Genomic DNA, 14,969 nt, shown 5'->3' on the forward strand with positions numbered 1-14,969 from the left:
CGTGAGCAGGACCCGCAAGGGCGCGCGGCGGCCGTGGACCCTGCGCACCCGGCTCGTCGTGTACGCGGTGACACTCATCGCGGTCGTCGCCGCCGTGATCGGCTCGGTCACCACCATCGCCTTCCACAGCTACATGTACGGAAAGCTGAACGGCCAGCTGCACGACATCGTCATGCGGGTCGAGGATCGTCCGCCCTCCAGCGGCGGGCTCGTTCCCGGTGGACTCAAGAGCAAGGAGCCGCTCGACTTCGTCGGCATGGGCGGCCAGCCCTTCTATACGTTCGGCGCCGTCTCCGTGGACGGTTCCGTCACCGATTCGCAGATCGCGAAGAAGCCTGGCGGGTTCGACACGCAGGAGAGCGCTCAGCCGCTGACCGATGCGCAGGTCGACGCCCTGGAGGCGGCCGGGGTTCCCGCGGACGGCAAGGCGCACGACGTCGAGCTGCCCGGGCTCGGCGGCTATCGCGTGGAGGCTGTCACGAGCGGCGGTACGACCGTCCTCGTCGGCATTCCCACCGCCGAGGTGAGCAAAGCCCTCAGCACCCTGATCCTCGTCGAGGTCTGCGTCACCGGGGCCGGGCTCATCGCCGCCGGAATCGCGGGCGCCGCGATGGTCGGCGTCGCCCTGCGCCCGCTGCGCCGGGTGGCGGCCACCGCGACCCGGGTCTCCGAACTTCCCCTCCACAGTGGGGAGGTCGCCCTTTTCGAACGAGTTCCGGACGCCGAGGCCGATCCACGTACCGAGGTCGGCCAGGTCGGTTCGGCCCTCAACCGGATGCTGGGACACGTCGGTTCGGCCCTGGACGCGCGGCAGAAGAGCGAGATGCGGGTACGGCAGTTCGTCGCGGACGCCAGCCACGAGCTGCGGACCCCGCTCGCCTCGATCCGCGGGTACGCCGAACTCACCCGGCGGGGCCGGGAGAACGCCGGTCCCGACACCCGGCACGCCCTGGGACGCATCGAGTCCGAGGCGGAACGGATGACGGGCATGGTGGAGGACCTGCTGCTGCTGGCCCGGCTCGACGCCGGCCGGCCGCTCTCGTACGAGAGCACCGATCTGTCGCCGCTCGTCATCGACGCGGTGAGCGACGCGGGCGTCGCGGGCCGGACTTCCGGGGACGGGGACGCGGGCCGGGCCTCCGGGGGCATGGCGGGGCCCACGCACCACTGGCGTCTTGAACTGCCCGAGGTGCCCGCGACCGTACGCGCCGATCCGACCAGGATCCAGCAGGTGCTGGTCAACCTTCTGGCGAACGCCCGTACGCACACCCCGCCGGGAACCACGGTGACCGTCCGTGTGCGGGAAGCGCGCAGGGACATGCCCTGGGTGACGCTGGAGGTCCAGGACAACGGGCCCGGCATCCCGGCCGCACTGCAGCCGCACGTCTTCGAAAGGTTCGCGCGCGGCGATGCCTCGCGCTCCCGGAACGCCGGCTCGACGGGACTGGGGCTCGCCATCGTGCAGGCCGTCGTCGCCGCCCACGGCGGGCAGGCCGAGGTGCGCTCGGTGCCGGGGAACACGGTCTTCGCCGTGCACCTGCCGGCGGACGCGGTGTACGAGGGCGGCCCGGCAGGGTACTCACAGCCGGACCACAGGCTCACCACACGGGTGTGACAGCGCGGTTGGCGAATGTCGGTGTCATGCGAACCGACACCCCTTGGAGCACCTTGCCGGCCCGGGAGCATCTCCTGGCCGCAGCGGTCGACGCGGCCGGTGCTCCCGTACTCGACGTGGTGGTCCCCGTCTACAACGAGGAGAAGGACCTCGAAACCTGTGTGCTGCGCCTGCACGACCATCTGGCGCGCACGTTCCCGTACCGCTTCCGGATCACCGTCGCGGACAACGCGAGCACCGACCGCACGCCCCAGGTGGCGGCGCAGCTCGCGGCCCTGATCCCGGAGGTGCGGTCGTACCGGCTGGAGGAGAAGGGCCGGGGGCGGGCACTGCGTACCGTCTGGTCCCACTCGGACTCCCCGGTCCTCGCCTATATGGACGTCGACCTCTCGACGGACCTCAACGCCCTCCTGCCGCTGGTCGCCCCGCTGATCTCCGGGCACTCCGACCTGGCCATCGGCTCGCGTCTCGCGCGCAGCTCGCGCGTGGTGCGCGGCTCGAAGCGGGAGTTCATCTCGCGGGCCTACAACCTCATCCTGCGCTCCTCGCTGGCCGCCCGGTTCAGTGACGCGCAGTGCGGGTTCAAGGCGATCCGGCGTGAGGTCGCGCAGCGGCTGCTGCCGATGGTCGAGGACACCGGGTGGTTCTTCGACACCGAGATGCTGGTGCTCGCCGAGCGGGCCGGGCTGCGCATCCATGAGGTACCGGTCGACTGGGTCGACGACCCGGACTCCACCGTGCACATCGTGAAGACGGCGACCGAGGACCTCAAGGGCGTATGGCGGGTGGGGCGGGCGCTGGCCGTCGGAGCGCTGCCGCTGGACCGGCTGGCACGGCCGTTCGGGGACGACCCGCGCGACCGGGCCCTTCCCGGGGTGCCGGGCGGGCTGGCACGGCAGCTGGTCGGTTTCTGCGTCGTGGGCGCGCTCTCCACGCTGTTCTATCTCGTCCTGTACTCCCTCTTCCGGCAGGGCGTCGGGCCGCAGTTCGCCAACGGAGCGGCACTTCTGGTGTCCGCCGTCGCCAATACGGCAGCGAACCGGAGGCTCACCTTCGGCGTACGCGGCCGGGGCGGCGCCGTACGGCACCAGGCGCAGGGGCTCGTCGTCTTCGCCATCGGGCTCGCGCTCACCAGCGGCTCGCTCGCCGCACTGGGCGCGGCGTCCGGAGCGCCCTCGCACGGCACGGAGCTCGCCGTGCTGATCGCGGCCAACCTCGCGGCGACGGTGCTGCGGTTTCTGCTCTTCCGCGCCTGGGTCTTCCCGGACCGGCGCACGGACCACCAGGACGCCCGCAAGGGTCCCGCACACGAACTGAGGAACGTCCGATGACCGCCACGCACCCCGACCACCTCCCGGCCCCGCCGGACACCCCCGGGCCGTTCGCGTCACCGGCAGCGTCAGCCGCACGGCAGGGCCACAGCCGCCCGAAGGAGCCGTTGCTGCGGCGTACCCGGCAGGGGCGGCCCGAGGATCCGCGCTGGGCGCGGCCCGCCTTCCTCGGCATGCTGCTGGTGATCACACTCGCGTACCTGTGGAATCTCAGCGCCTCCGGATACGCCAACTCCTTCTACTCCGCCGCCGTGCAGGCCGGCAGCCAGAGCTGGAAGGCGTTCTTCTTCGGCTCACTGGACTCCGCGAACGCCATCACCGTCGACAAGCCCCCGGCCACGCTCTGGCCGATGGCCCTGTCGGTACGGATCTTCGGCCTCAACTCCTGGGCGATCCTCGCCCCGCAGGTGCTGATGGGCGTTGCCACGGCCGGTGTCCTGTACGCGGCCGTGCGCCGCCGCTTCAGCGCTGCCGCCGGGCTGATCACGATGGCGGTCTTCGCACTGACGCCGGTCGCCGCACTGATGTTCCGCTTCAACAACCCGGACGCGCTGCTCGCGCTGCTGATGACCGTCACCGTGTACTGCGTCCTGCGCGCCCTGGAGGGCGGCCGGACGAAGTGGCTGGTGTGGGCGGGGGTCGCGGTCGGTCTCGCCTTCCTGTCGAAGACCCTGCAGGCGTTCTTGATCCTGCCGCCGCTGGCGGTGCTGTACGCGGTGTTCGCGCCCGTGTCCGTACGCAAGCGGTTCGGCCAGCTGGGCCTGTCCGCCCTCGCGATGGTCGTCGCGGGCGGCTGGTGGGTGGCGATCGTCGAGCTGTGGCCCGCCTCCTCGCGCCCCTACATCGGCGGCTCGCAGAACAACTCCTTCCTCGAGCTCACCTTCGGCTACAACGGACTCGGCCGGATCAACGGTGAGGAGACCGGAAGCGTCGGCGGTGGCGGGGGCGGCGGACAGGGCGGCGGCTGGGGCGAGACCGGCGTCGGCCGGATGTTCAACTCCGAGATCGGCAGCCAGATCGCCTGGCTGCTGCCCGCCGCGCTGATCCTGCTGGTCGCGGGCATCTGGCTGACCTGGCGGGCGAAGAGGACCGACACGGCCCGTGCGGCGTTCCTCGCCTGGGGCGGTTCGCTGCTGATGACGGCCCTCGTCTTCAGCTTCATGGCCGGGATCTTCCACCAGTACTACACCGTTGCGCTGGCGCCCTACGGCGCGGCGTTGGTCGGCATGGGCGCCACCGTTCTGTGGGAGGAGCGGACCAAGTGGTGGGCGGGTGCCGCGCTCGGCGGGACCGTCGCGGTGACGGCCGTGTGGTCGTACGTCCTGCTGGGGCGCACCCCGGACTACGTCCCGTGGCTGCGCTGGGCCGTCCTGGTCGGCGGTCTCGTGGGGGCGGTGGGTCTGCTGCTCGCCGCACGGCTGGGGCGGGTACTCGCCCTCGCAGCGGTGGGGCTGGGTCTGGCCGCGTCGCTGGCCGGGCCGACGGCGTACACGATCAGCACGCTGAACACCGGGCACCAGGGCTCGATCGTCACCGCCGGACCGGCGGGCGCGAGCACGGGCGGCCCCGGTGGCGGTGGCGGCCGGGGCGGCGGCCCCGGTGGTGCCGGTGGCGGTCCCGGGGGCGGGACGCCTCCCGGGCAGGGCACGCAGCAGGGCGGCCAGGCTCCGGGCAACGCCCAGGGCGGCGGCTTCCCGGGCGGTGGGCCGGGTCAGGGACAGCCGGGCCAGGGGCAGCAGGGCCAGGCCCCCGGCAGCCGGCAGGGTGGTATGCCCGGCGGCACCACGGGCGAGGGCGGCATGGGCGGCGGTGGCGGCATGGGCGGTCTGCTCGGCGGTTCGTCCGTCGGCGCGGAGGCCGAGAAGCTCCTCGGGAAGAACGCCGACGACTACACCTGGTCCGCAGCGGCCATCGGTTCGCAGAACGCCGCGAGCTACCAGCTCGCCACCGGTGACCCGGTGATGGCGATCGGCGGCTTCAACGGCAGCGACCCGTCCCCGACGCTCGCGCAGTTCAAGAAGTACGTCGAGGACGGGAAGATCCACTACTTCGTCTCGGGCGGCACGGGCGGCGGTGGCGGCATGGGTGGCAGCGGCGCCTCGTCCCAGATCTCGACGTGGGTGGAGGACAACTTCAAGGAGGTCACGGCGGGCAGCGCGACCTTCTACGACCTCACTCAGCCGAAGAGCGGCAGCTGACGCCGCAGTTCAAGATCGGCGACAACAGGGCGGTGGTCCGAGGCGAGCGTCTCGGCCACCGCCCCGTCGCGTACCCGCACGGCCCCGGCGCCGGACTTCGACACCGCCACGAAATCGATTCGTTTCACCGGATCCTGCGCCGGGAAGGTCGGCGCGCCCGGATCGGCGTCCGTCAGCTCCTGCCAGAGCGGAGCGAGTTCCGGCGCGTCCGGCTCCGCGTTGAAATCGCCCAGGAGGATCTGCCGGCCGCCCCGGTCCTCGGCCATGATGCGCCGGGTGTCGGCGATCTGCGCGATGCGCACGGACGGATCGGGCCGGTAGTCCAGATGCGTCACGTACACATGCACGGGCAGCCCCTGCACCCGCAGCACCACCTCGGCGAAGCCCGGCGCGGGCGCCGGGACCGGGTTCGGATCCTGGGTCGAGAGCCTTGTGATGTCGTGGTTCTCGGCGCTGATGATCCGGTACCGGGACAGCACCGCCACCCCGTACTCACGCCGGGGTTCGCCGGGCGTCAAGGGATCGAGGCTGTAGATCGGCGCGAACGACACCCGCATGTGCAGTCGCCGGGCGAGCTCACCCGCCAGATCACGCCACTCGCTGCGCGCACCCCAGTGCGCGTCGACTTCCTGAAGGCCGATCACATCCGCGTCCAGCGCGCGTAGCTGGGACGTCTGACGGTCCAGGTCGAAGACCTGATCCATGCCCGCACCGGCATGGATGTTGTACGTCGCGACGCGGAGCGGTACGGCGTGTCCCGCCTCGGCAGCCCCCGCGGGCGGCGCGAGTGCGGCCACCGACAGACCCGCAGCGATCAACATGCCCACCGTACGACGACGCACGTACATGTCACTCCACTCGTATCCGCTCGGGCGCTTGTCAGGTCAGCGTCGAGAGGACTACCCGCCCGGATGCCGCGCGCAAACGAGTTGTACACCGTACGGGAAGTGCTTTACGGTGTACGACGCGTAGCCCTATACACCGTACAAGTGCATCGGAGAACCAGGAGCCCGCATGACGGCGACCGCCGCCGAGCAGAACGACCTCGCCCCCCGGGGAAGCCATCCGCAGCGCTGGCTGATCCTCGGCGTCATCTGCCTCGCCCAGCTCACCGTGCTGCTCGACAACACCGTCCTGAACGTGGCGATCCCCTCCCTCACCACCGAGCTGAACGCCTCCACCGCCGATGTGCAGTGGATGATCAACGCCTACTCGCTCGTCCAGTCGGGCCTGCTGCTCACGGCGGGGAGCGCATCCGACCGCTACGGCCGCAAGAAAATGCTCGTCGCGGGCCTCGTGCTGTTCGGCATCGGCTCCCTGGTGGCCGGGCTCGCGCAGTCCTCCGGACAGCTGATCGCCGCGCGCGCAGGGATGGGCATCGGCGGCGCGCTGCTGATCACCACCACTCTGGCCGTCGTCGTGCAGATCTTCGACGACACCGAGCGCGTCAAGGCGATCGGCATCTGGTCCACCGTCAACTCCCTCGGTTTCGCCGTCGGTCCGCTCGTCGGCGGCGTCATGCTCGACTCCTTCCGGTGGGGCGCGATCTTCCTGATCAACATTCCTGTGGCGGTCATCGGCGCGATCGCTGTCGTCCGGCTCGTCCCCGAGTCCAAGAACCCCCGGGGCGACCGCCCGGACCTGCTCGGCGCACTGCTCTCCACCATCGGCATGGCCGCCGTCGTGTACGCGATCATCTCCGGCCCGGAACACGGCTGGGGCTCCGGCCAGGTCATGCTGACCGCCTTCACCGGAGTCGCCGTCCTCACCGGATTCGTCCTGTGGGAGCTCCACATCCCGTACCCGATGCTGGACATGCACTTCTTCCGGAACCAGAAGTTCATCGGCGCGGTCGCGGGCGCGATCCTGGTCGCCTTCGGGATGGGCGGATCGCTCTTCCTGCTCACCCAGCACCTGCAGTTCGTGCTCGGGTACGGGCCGCTGGAGGCCGGTATGCGTACCGCTCCGCTCGCGCTCACCGTGGTGGCCCTCAACCTCACCGGGCTCGGCGCCCGTCTCGTCCCGAAAATGGGGTCGCCCGCCACCATCGCCACCGGGATGAGCCTGCTGGCCACCGGGCTCGGGGCCATCGCGCTGCTCGGCCGCCACGGATACGGCGGCATGCTGCTCGGGCTGGTCGTCATGGGCGCGGGTATCGCGCTCGCCATGCCCGCCATGGCCAACGCGATCATGAGCGCCATCCCGCGGGAGAAGGCGGGCGTCGGCGCCGGGGTCAACGGCACACTCGCCGAATTCGGCAACGGGCTCGGGGTCGCCGTGCTCGGAGCCGTACTGAACTCGCGGTTCGCCGCTCTCGTACCGGCCGCCGTCGGGGCGGCCTCGCTGCCCGCGGCGCTCGGCGCCGCCGACGGCGAGAGGGAACAGCAGCGGATCACCGACGCCTTCGCCTCGGGCCTGGAGGCCAGTCAGCTGGTCGGTGCGGCGGCGGTACTGGCGGGCGGTCTGCTGGCGGCCGTACTGCTGCGCCGGGCGGAGCGCGCGGACGCGGCGGGGCCCGCCCCCGACCGCTCGGACACCGCTCGGGCGGACGCGGCCTGAGCAGCGGGCATAGCATCGGACGGAGTGCCGTACGGAGGGGCGTCATCCGCTCCGTACGCCAGCCCGTTGAGACGGATGCCCAGGGCAGTCCGTACCGTCGGCAAGTCGAGGAGAGTGCGTCATGGGGTCCGCGGCGGACGGTGCGAACAACCCGGCACGGATCAGTGTGTGGCTGGACCGGCGAAACCCTTCGCGCAGCCGCAGGACAGATCAGCCGGCCGGCCTCGACCGGGACAGGATCACCGCGGCGAGCGTGCGGCTGCTGGACGCCGAGGGCCTCGCGAAGTTCTCCATGCGCCGCCTCGCCGCCGATCTCGACGTCACGGCGATGTCCCTCTACTGGTACGTCGACACCAAGGACGACCTGCTGGAACTGGCTCTGGACACCGTCTTCGGGGAGATCGCGCCGCCGCGGGAGGACACGGGCTGGCGCGAGCGGCTGCGCGAACTGGCCACCAGCTACCGGCAGATGCTGGTCCGGCACCCCTGGGCCTCGGCGCTCGCCGGGAACTTCCTGAACATCGGGCCGCACTCGATGCTGTTCTCGTACGCGGTCCAGGACGTCATCCGGGCCACCGGACTGCCCCTGGAGCACCAGACGGGTGCGACGTCCGCCGTCTTCCAGTTCGTCTACGGATTCGGCACCATCGAGGGGCATTTCCTGCAGCGTTCGGCGCAGGCCGGGCTGAGCCAGGACGCGTACTTCCAGCAGGCCATGAGCACGATCCGCTCCCATCCGGAGCACCAGCACATCGTGCAGACCTCGGAAGCAGCCATGGACGCGCGCGGCGGGGACACCGTCGAGGAGATGCGCGAGCGGGACTTCACGTTCGCGCTGGACCTTCTGATCGCGGGCATCGAAGCGATGTGCCAACGGACAGTCCGCCAGTAGCCCCGCGGCGTCAGTACCCGCGCCCCGTGTCCACGGCGAGCGCGGGACGGCGCCCCTCGGCCACCGCCTCCCAGCAGGCTGCGAAGTCCGTGACGACGTCCTCGTCGGCCGTGATGCCCGCGGAGTGCGAGGTGATCACGGTGCGCGGCAGCTGCCAGGCGGCGTCGTCGGGACCGGCGGGTTCGTCGGGCAGCACGTCGAGGACGGCCCGTCGCACCGTCCCGGAACGCAGGGCGGCCTCCAGCGCCGCCATGTCCACGCACGCGCCCCGGCCGACGTTGACGAAGGAGGCGCCCCTCATCGCGGTGAACCGTCCGTTGCCGAAGAACCGCTCCGTGGCGCCGGTCAGCGGGAGCGTGGACACCACCCACCGGGCTTCGGCCAGCGCTGCGGTCTCCTCGTCCCCGCCGGCCGCGACCACCCGGTCGAAGCCCGGCGGTACGTCACGGGGGGTGCGGCAGACGCCCACCGTGCGCAGCGAACACGCCTTCAGCAGTTCCGCGACCGCGGAGCCGATGCGTCCGGTGCCGTGGACGACGACGGTCTGCCCGGCGGCGAGCTCGGAGGGGATGCGGCGCCACCCTGACGCGGCGTGCTGTGCGGTGTGCTCCGGGACGGACTGGCATTCGGCGAGCACCCAGGCCAGCACGTACTGGGCGATCCGCTCACCCATCCGGCCGACGGTCCGGGTCAGCAGCGCCCCTTCGGGCCACGGTCCGGCGGCGAGCAGCGCGTCCGTACCCGCGTTGACGCTGTGGAACCACGCCAGCTGTCCGGTGCGCAGGGCACGGGGCAGCGTGTCACCCACATACAGGAACGGCCCTTCAGGCACGGTGTCGTGCGCGCGTCCCACCGGACGCCCGGTGATCCGCTCCAGCGCCCGGACCACCGACGCGTCGACGGCGGGCGCGGCCAGGAGCTCGGCCCGCGCGAGCAGATCGGGGCGGGGCGGATCGGGGCGGGGCAGCACCACGGGAACCGTCAGCCGCCGGTGGCCAGATGGGCGGGGAAGCCGCCGGTGGCGACGGGACTCCAGCGCTCCGGGGTGATCCGGATGATGGACTTCCCCTGCTTCACCATCGCCGCGCGGTACTCGTCCCAGTCCGGGTGCTCACCGGAGATGTTCCGGAAGTACTCGACGAGCGGCTCGACCGACTCCGGCGAGTCGATCACCTCGGCCGAACCGTCGATCTGTACCCACGGGCCGTTCCACTCGTCCGACAGGACGATCACGCTGACGCGCTCGTCCCGCTTGGCGTTGCGGGTCTTGGCCCGTTCGGGGTAGGTCGAGACGACGATCCGGCCCGCGTCGTCGACGCCGCAGGTGAGCGGGGAGCCCTGGGGGCGGCCGTCGGCCCGGGTGGTCAGCAGGATCGCCCGGTGCCTGGGCCGTACGAAGTCCAGCAGTCCGGCGAGCTCCACGGCGGTGTTGGTCGCGATGTTCGGTGCCATGCGGCCAACCCTATGCCGGGACCGAATCCCCCTGCACGGCCTGGATGTCCAGCTCCACACGCAGGGTCGTACCGATCGCGGAGATGCCCGCCTGCACCACCTGGTTGTAGTTCATGGCGAAGTCCTCACGGCGCAGTTCGGCCGTGGCGTGGAAGGCCGCCCGTACCCCGCCCCACGGGTCGGGGCCGGTGCCGAGGTAGCTGAGGTCCAGGTCGATGTCACGGGCGACGCCGTGCATCGTGAGCACGCCGTGGACCGTCCAGCGGTCGGGTCCGGCCGGGGTCAGGGCGCGCGAGCGGTAGGTGATCTCCGGGAACCGCTCGACGTCCAGGAAGTCGGGCGAGCGCAGGTGCTTGTCCCGCATGCCGTTGCCCGTGTCGATGCTGGCCGGGGTGATGAAGGCCTCCACCCGGGAGCGCTGGACGTCCTGCGCGATCTCGATCCGGCCGCCGAATTCGGTGAACCGGCCGTGCACGCTGGAGATCCCCAGGTGCTGCGCGACCGCGGCCACCGAGGAGTGCACCGGGTCCAGTGACCAGGTGCCCGGCGGCGGCAGTTCCACACCGCCCTGCCGGGCGAGCACCACGGTGCCCGCCTCGACCCGGCCGCTTGCTGTGACGAGCGCGGTGGAGGCGGCGGGTGCGTATCCGACCGCTGTGACGATCACCGTGTACGCGCCGGCCTGCAGGCGGTCGTCGGCGCGGACGGCCCCGTTCTCGTCGGCGGCGGCCCTGAGCACCTGGGCGCCCGTCATGTCGGTCACCGTGATGACCGCGTGCTGGACCGCCCAGCCGTCCCGCGTCCGTACCTGTGCGCGAAGTCCCATCCTGTGCTCTCTCCTTGCTCCATCACTCAGTTGCTCAGTTGCTCAGTGACTCAATGAGTCGGGCCCCGGGCGGGGACAGCAGGCCGTCCCCTGCCTGCCGTCCCCCACCACGGGGCCCATTTCCGCCGGCGGCCACAGCCTCTCCGCTCGAAGCGCTGTTCCGCCAGGGGTCTTTGTGGATCTTCCGTGTCTACTCGCCCGGGTGGGCAAGCTCGATGTCGTGGCCGTCGACTCCGCCACTCGTCACGGTCAGCGCGGTGGCCACCGGCGGGTAACCGGTCGCGATGACCGAGTACTCTCCCGCGTCCAGGTCGGTGAAGGCGTACGCGCCGTCCTCACCGGTCGTCGAGCCCGCGACCACGTTGCCCGCCGCGTCGATGAGCGTGACCCGGGCGTCGGGCAGCGGGGCCCGGCCGGAACCGGCCCGTACGACACCCTGGACCAGGGCACCGGACCGCAGCGCCGCGTCGACCCGGGTGACGCCCTGGCCGCCGATCTCCACCGGCAGGGCCAGCGGACGGAAGCCGGCGGCCGTCACGGCGACGGTCACCGCGCCGGGGATCAGCTCGCCGAAGGTGAAGTCGCCCGCTTCGCCCGAGGTGCCGGTGGCCAGCACATCGCCGCGCACATCGGTCACGACGACCATCGCGCCCTCGACCGGGGTGCCGCCCTCGGCGGTCCGTACGGTCCCGGCGAGACCGCTCGTACCGGCGAGCAGGATGTCGTAGGCGAGCGGCTCCTCGCCGACGACCACGGTGGAGGCCTGCGGCTGGAAGCCGTCGGCGGACGCGATCAGGACGTACGAACCGGAGCCCGGTGCGTGAAGTACGTAGCCGCCGTCGGCCTGGGCGACGGAGCGCCCCAGCTGCCGGCCGCCCAGGGAGATCAGCGTGACGGCGGCCCGGGCGACAGGTGCGCCTTCGGCACCGCGCACGACTCCGCGTACGGGCGTCCCCTGTGCGGTCGTCACCGTTGCCTCCGGGGCGTCGACCGAGGTGACCCCGGCCGTTGCTTCGGCGACGAGCGCGGTGGTGCCCGTGGTGGCCTCGGCGGCCTCGGTGGCGGGTGCCTCTGCGGTGGCCGGGGCCTTGTCGTTGCCGGCGTTCGTCTTCAGCGCGACCTCCTTGATGAAGATCGTCACGATGAAGGCGACGAGCGCGGCCGGGGCGGCGTAGAGGAAGACGTCGGCGACACCGTGGCCGTAGGCGACCTCCATGACCGTACGGAGCGGACCGGGGAGCGCGTCCAGGTCGGGGATGCCCCCGCCGCCGGTACCACCGTGGCCCAGTGCGGCGCCCTCGGGGCCGAGGTCGGCCAGGCCGTCCTTGACGTAGTGGGTGACGCGGTTGGCCATGACGGCGCCCAGCGCGGAGACGCCGATGGCGCCACCGAGCGAACGGAAGAACGTGACGACGGAACTGGCCGCGCCGAGGTCGGCGGGAGCGACCTGGTTCTGCGTGGCGAGAACCAGGTTCTGCATCATCATGCCGACGCCGAGGCCCATCACGAACATGAAGATCGCGATGTGCCAGTACTCGGTGTCGTACCGGATGGTGCCCAGCATCCCGAGGCCCGCGGTGACCAGGAAGCCACCGGCGACCAGCCAGGCCTTCCAGCGGCCCGTCTTGGTGATGACCTGGCCCGAGACGGTCGACGAGAGGAAGAGCCCGGCGATCATCGGAATGGTCATGACGCCGGACATGGTCGGCGACTTGTCGCGCGCCAGCTGGAAGTACTGGCTGAAGAAGACGGTGCCCGCGAACATCGCGATGCCGACGAACAGCGAGGCGATCGACGCCAGGGTGATGGTCCGGTTGCGGAAGAGGCGCAGCGGGATGATCGGCTCACTGGCACGGGACTCGATGAACACGAAGACCAGCGTGAGCAGGACCGCGCCCGCGAGCATCGTGTACGTCTGCCACGAGACCCAGTCGTACTTGTCGCCCGCGAAGGTCACCCAGAGCAGCAGCAGCGAGACGGCGGCGCTGATGAAGAACGCGCCCGACCAGTCGACCTTGACCTCGCGCTTGACGACCGGGAGCTTCAGGGTCTTCTGGAGCACGATCAGGGCGATGACCGCGAACGGCACACCCACGTAGAAGCACCAGCGCCAGCCCATCCAGCTGGTGTCGGTGATGACACCGCCGAGCAGCGGGCCGCCCACGGTGGCGACGGCGAAGACCGCGCCGAGGTAGCCGCTGTAGCGCCCCCGCTCGCGCGGGGAGATCATCGCGGCCATCACGATCTGGGCGAGGGCGGAGAGACCGCCGACGCCGATGCCCTGCACGATGCGGCAGGCGATGAGCATGCCGCTGCTGGTCGACAGACCGGCCACGACCGAGCCGAGCACGTAGATGATCAGAGCTATCTGGACCAGCAGCTTCTTGCTGAACAGGTCGGAGAGCTTGCCCCACAGGGGGGTGGTGGCGGTCATGGCCAGCAGCGAGGCCGTGACGACCCAGGTGTAGGCGCTCTGGCCGCCGCCGAGGTCGGAGATGATTTCCGGCAGGGCGTTGGAAACGACCGTCGACGACAGGATCGCGACGAACATGCCGAGCAGCAGCCCGGTGAGCGCTTCCATGATCTGCCGGTGTGTCATCGGCGTGCCGTCGGGGGCTTCTGATGCCCCGTGCTTGGCGTGGCCGCCCCGCACACCGGTCGGTGTGGTCGTAGCCATGGAGTTCCTTGTCTTTGCTTCTGTTACACAGGTGTACGGGTGTGCGAATCCTCGGAGTGTCCGGCGCGGCAGTCAGCGCTGTGCCTTCCGGGGACGCAGCCACCGGGGCCGCGGCAGGAGAAGCTGTCACGCAGCCGGGACAGCAACGTGTTGAGTTGTCCGACGTCCTCGTCGGACCAGTCGGTGAGGTTGTGGGCGAACATTTCCGTGGTCCGCCGCGACAGCTCGCCGAGCAGCTCGTTGCCCGCGGGGGTCGGCCGCAGGATGCGGGACCGCTTGTCCGCAGGGTCCGGGAACCGTTCGATCCAGCCGTTCTCCACGGCGTGAGCTACGTGCCGACTGGTCACCGACATGTCCACGGCGAGAAGCTCGGCGAGCCTGGTAATCCGCATCTCGCCGTACTTGGACAGCAGGGTCAGGACGGTGGCCGAGCCACCGGGGCACTCGGCGGGCAGGATGCGAGCCAGGCCCCGTTTGACGGCTCCGACGGCGCTGAGCTGCCGGGCCAGTTCCTCGTACTGGCTCCGTGCGGCCACCGGCCCTCCAGGTTTTTCACGGGTCATCTTGTTGCTTAGGGCAACGATAGAAGCTGTTGGTTGCTACAGGCAAACGAAAGCGGGCTTGCAGAAGTAAAGGAAGGCAAAAGCCTCCGTAGGGTCCCGGTCAAGCCCGCAGCGCAGGGCCGGTGAGCTGCGCGGGATGTGTTCCGCAGCACAGGAAGCGGCCGGGGGCTCCACCGGACGGATGTCCCGGCGGGCGCGTGGAGGAGGTGCGGATTGCTTCGGTGGACGGGTGAAGAGGCCGTGGACGGCTTGGACGGGCATCGCCCGCTGTGGACCCGGGGGTTGGGCGGTACCCCTGAGTTCGCTAGGGTCCTGGGCCATGGCACACAACCCGCACGCCCCGCAGCCGGGCCCCGAGGGCACTCACGACCCGGCGGGCAGCACGCAGATGTTCCGCGCCTTTGTCGACGAGGGCGAGCCGCAGCGCAGGCAGCAGCCGGCCGCGACGTCGTCCGGGCCGAAGACCGGGGTGATCGCGGTTGTCGTCGCGGTCGTCGTCGTCCTCGGCGCGGTCGCCTGGCTCGCACTCGGCTGACCGCGGTCCCCGTGTACGGGGACCTTCGTCGTCAGGTCAGGTCCCTGTCACTTCCTACGGCGTGACGTCCTGGGCCTCCGGCATGCCTGCCGGAGGCCCGGGACGTCTTGCTGCGCCCGCACCCGGTGTACGCCGCCCCTGGGGTCCGCAAAGCACCGCCGCCCGCGCCCGACCGCCGGTGCAGGAGCGGCTGCGTCGACTCCGTGGGCAAGTGGCTGCTTCCTTGCTGCGGCGCCGTTTCCGGCCGGGCACGCCGCGGCCGCCGAGGCGGTGATCAAGGTGCCCCGGCGGCCGGTGGAGGCGCGTGTCCGGCGTCGCGCC

12 protein-coding genes are annotated in these 14,969 nt (G+C 71.1%); 6 read left to right on the forward strand and 6 right to left on the reverse strand.

Features of this window, described 5'->3' with window-relative positions:
* Position 1: 1 nt before the first annotated feature.
* Genes ACFWBQ_RS16830 through ACFWBQ_RS16840 form a run of 3 tightly spaced genes read left to right on the forward strand, consistent with a single transcriptional unit; the run spans position 2 to position 5,144 of the window.
* Positions 2 to 1,615 (forward strand): ATP-binding protein, encoded by a 1,614-nt coding sequence (locus ACFWBQ_RS16830; protein WP_385488893.1) that lies wholly within the window; start codon positions 2 to 4, stop codon positions 1,613 to 1,615.
* Between the two features lie 26 nt (positions 1,616 to 1,641).
* Positions 1,642 to 2,946: a glycosyltransferase gene (locus ACFWBQ_RS16835; RefSeq protein WP_385488896.1), complete on the forward strand. Its 1,305-nt coding sequence runs from the start codon at positions 1,642 to 1,644 to the stop codon at positions 2,944 to 2,946.
* Complete coding sequence (locus ACFWBQ_RS16840) at positions 2,943 to 5,144, forward strand: ArnT family glycosyltransferase (protein WP_385488898.1); 2,202 nt, start codon at positions 2,943 to 2,945, stop codon at positions 5,142 to 5,144. The genes ACFWBQ_RS16835 and ACFWBQ_RS16840 overlap by 4 nt, the downstream gene beginning before the upstream one ends.
* On the opposite strand, the gene ACFWBQ_RS16845 is transcribed toward ACFWBQ_RS16840, so the two are convergent.
* Positions 5,123 to 5,992 carry an endonuclease/exonuclease/phosphatase family protein gene (locus ACFWBQ_RS16845; protein WP_385488901.1) on the reverse strand — a complete coding sequence of 290 codons (870 nt, stop codon included), beginning with the start codon at positions 5,990 to 5,992 and terminating at the stop codon, positions 5,123 to 5,125. The genes ACFWBQ_RS16840 and ACFWBQ_RS16845 overlap by 22 nt on opposite strands.
* Before the next feature lie 166 nt (positions 5,993 to 6,158).
* Between ACFWBQ_RS16845 and ACFWBQ_RS16850 the strand changes: the two genes are divergently transcribed.
* Both ACFWBQ_RS16850 and ACFWBQ_RS16855 read left to right on the forward strand, forming a co-directional pair.
* Positions 6,159 to 7,703 carry an MFS transporter gene (locus tag ACFWBQ_RS16850; RefSeq protein WP_385488904.1) on the forward strand — a complete coding sequence of 515 codons (1,545 nt, stop codon included), beginning with the start codon at positions 6,159 to 6,161 and terminating at the stop codon, positions 7,701 to 7,703.
* A gap of 121 nt (positions 7,704 to 7,824) precedes the next feature.
* Positions 7,825 to 8,595, forward strand: a complete 771-nt coding sequence (locus ACFWBQ_RS16855) for a TetR/AcrR family transcriptional regulator (RefSeq protein ID WP_385488907.1) — start codon at positions 7,825 to 7,827, stop codon at positions 8,593 to 8,595.
* Positions 8,596 to 8,605: 10 nt separating this feature from the next.
* On the opposite strand, the gene ACFWBQ_RS16860 is transcribed toward ACFWBQ_RS16855, so the two are convergent.
* The 5 genes from ACFWBQ_RS16860 to ACFWBQ_RS16880 form a co-directional block, all read right to left on the reverse strand.
* A complete protein-coding gene (locus ACFWBQ_RS16860; protein WP_385489165.1) occupies positions 8,606 to 9,562 on the reverse strand; it encodes an NAD(P)-dependent oxidoreductase in 957 nt (318 codons plus the stop codon).
* Between the two features lie 14 nt (positions 9,563 to 9,576).
* On the reverse strand, positions 9,577 to 10,047 hold the full coding sequence (locus ACFWBQ_RS16865) for a PPOX class F420-dependent oxidoreductase (RefSeq protein ID WP_385488910.1): 471 nt from the start codon (positions 10,045 to 10,047) through the stop codon (positions 9,577 to 9,579).
* 10 nt (positions 10,048 to 10,057) lie between these two features.
* Positions 10,058 to 10,873 carry a YceI family protein gene (locus ACFWBQ_RS16870; RefSeq protein WP_385488913.1) on the reverse strand — a complete coding sequence of 272 codons (816 nt, stop codon included), beginning with the start codon at positions 10,871 to 10,873 and terminating at the stop codon, positions 10,058 to 10,060.
* A 190-nt stretch (positions 10,874 to 11,063) separates the two neighbouring features.
* On the reverse strand, positions 11,064 to 13,550 hold the full coding sequence (locus tag ACFWBQ_RS16875; RefSeq protein WP_385488916.1) for an MFS transporter: 2,487 nt from the start codon (positions 13,548 to 13,550) through the stop codon (positions 11,064 to 11,066).
* 23 nt (positions 13,551 to 13,573) lie between these two features.
* Entirely contained in the window at positions 13,574 to 14,086 is a 513-nt protein-coding gene (locus tag ACFWBQ_RS16880) for a MarR family winged helix-turn-helix transcriptional regulator (protein WP_385488919.1), read from the reverse strand.
* Positions 14,087 to 14,432: 346 nt separating this feature from the next.
* Here ACFWBQ_RS16880 and ACFWBQ_RS16885 point away from each other — a divergent pair, with 346 nt between their 5' ends.
* A complete protein-coding gene (locus ACFWBQ_RS16885; RefSeq protein ID WP_385488922.1) occupies positions 14,433 to 14,648 on the forward strand; it encodes a hypothetical protein in 216 nt (71 codons plus the stop codon).
* Positions 14,649 to 14,969: the final 321 nt, after the last annotated feature.

It is taken from the genome of Streptomyces sp. NPDC060035, assembly GCF_042736635.1.
GTDB lineage: Bacteria > Actinomycetota > Actinomycetes > Streptomycetales > Streptomycetaceae > Streptomyces.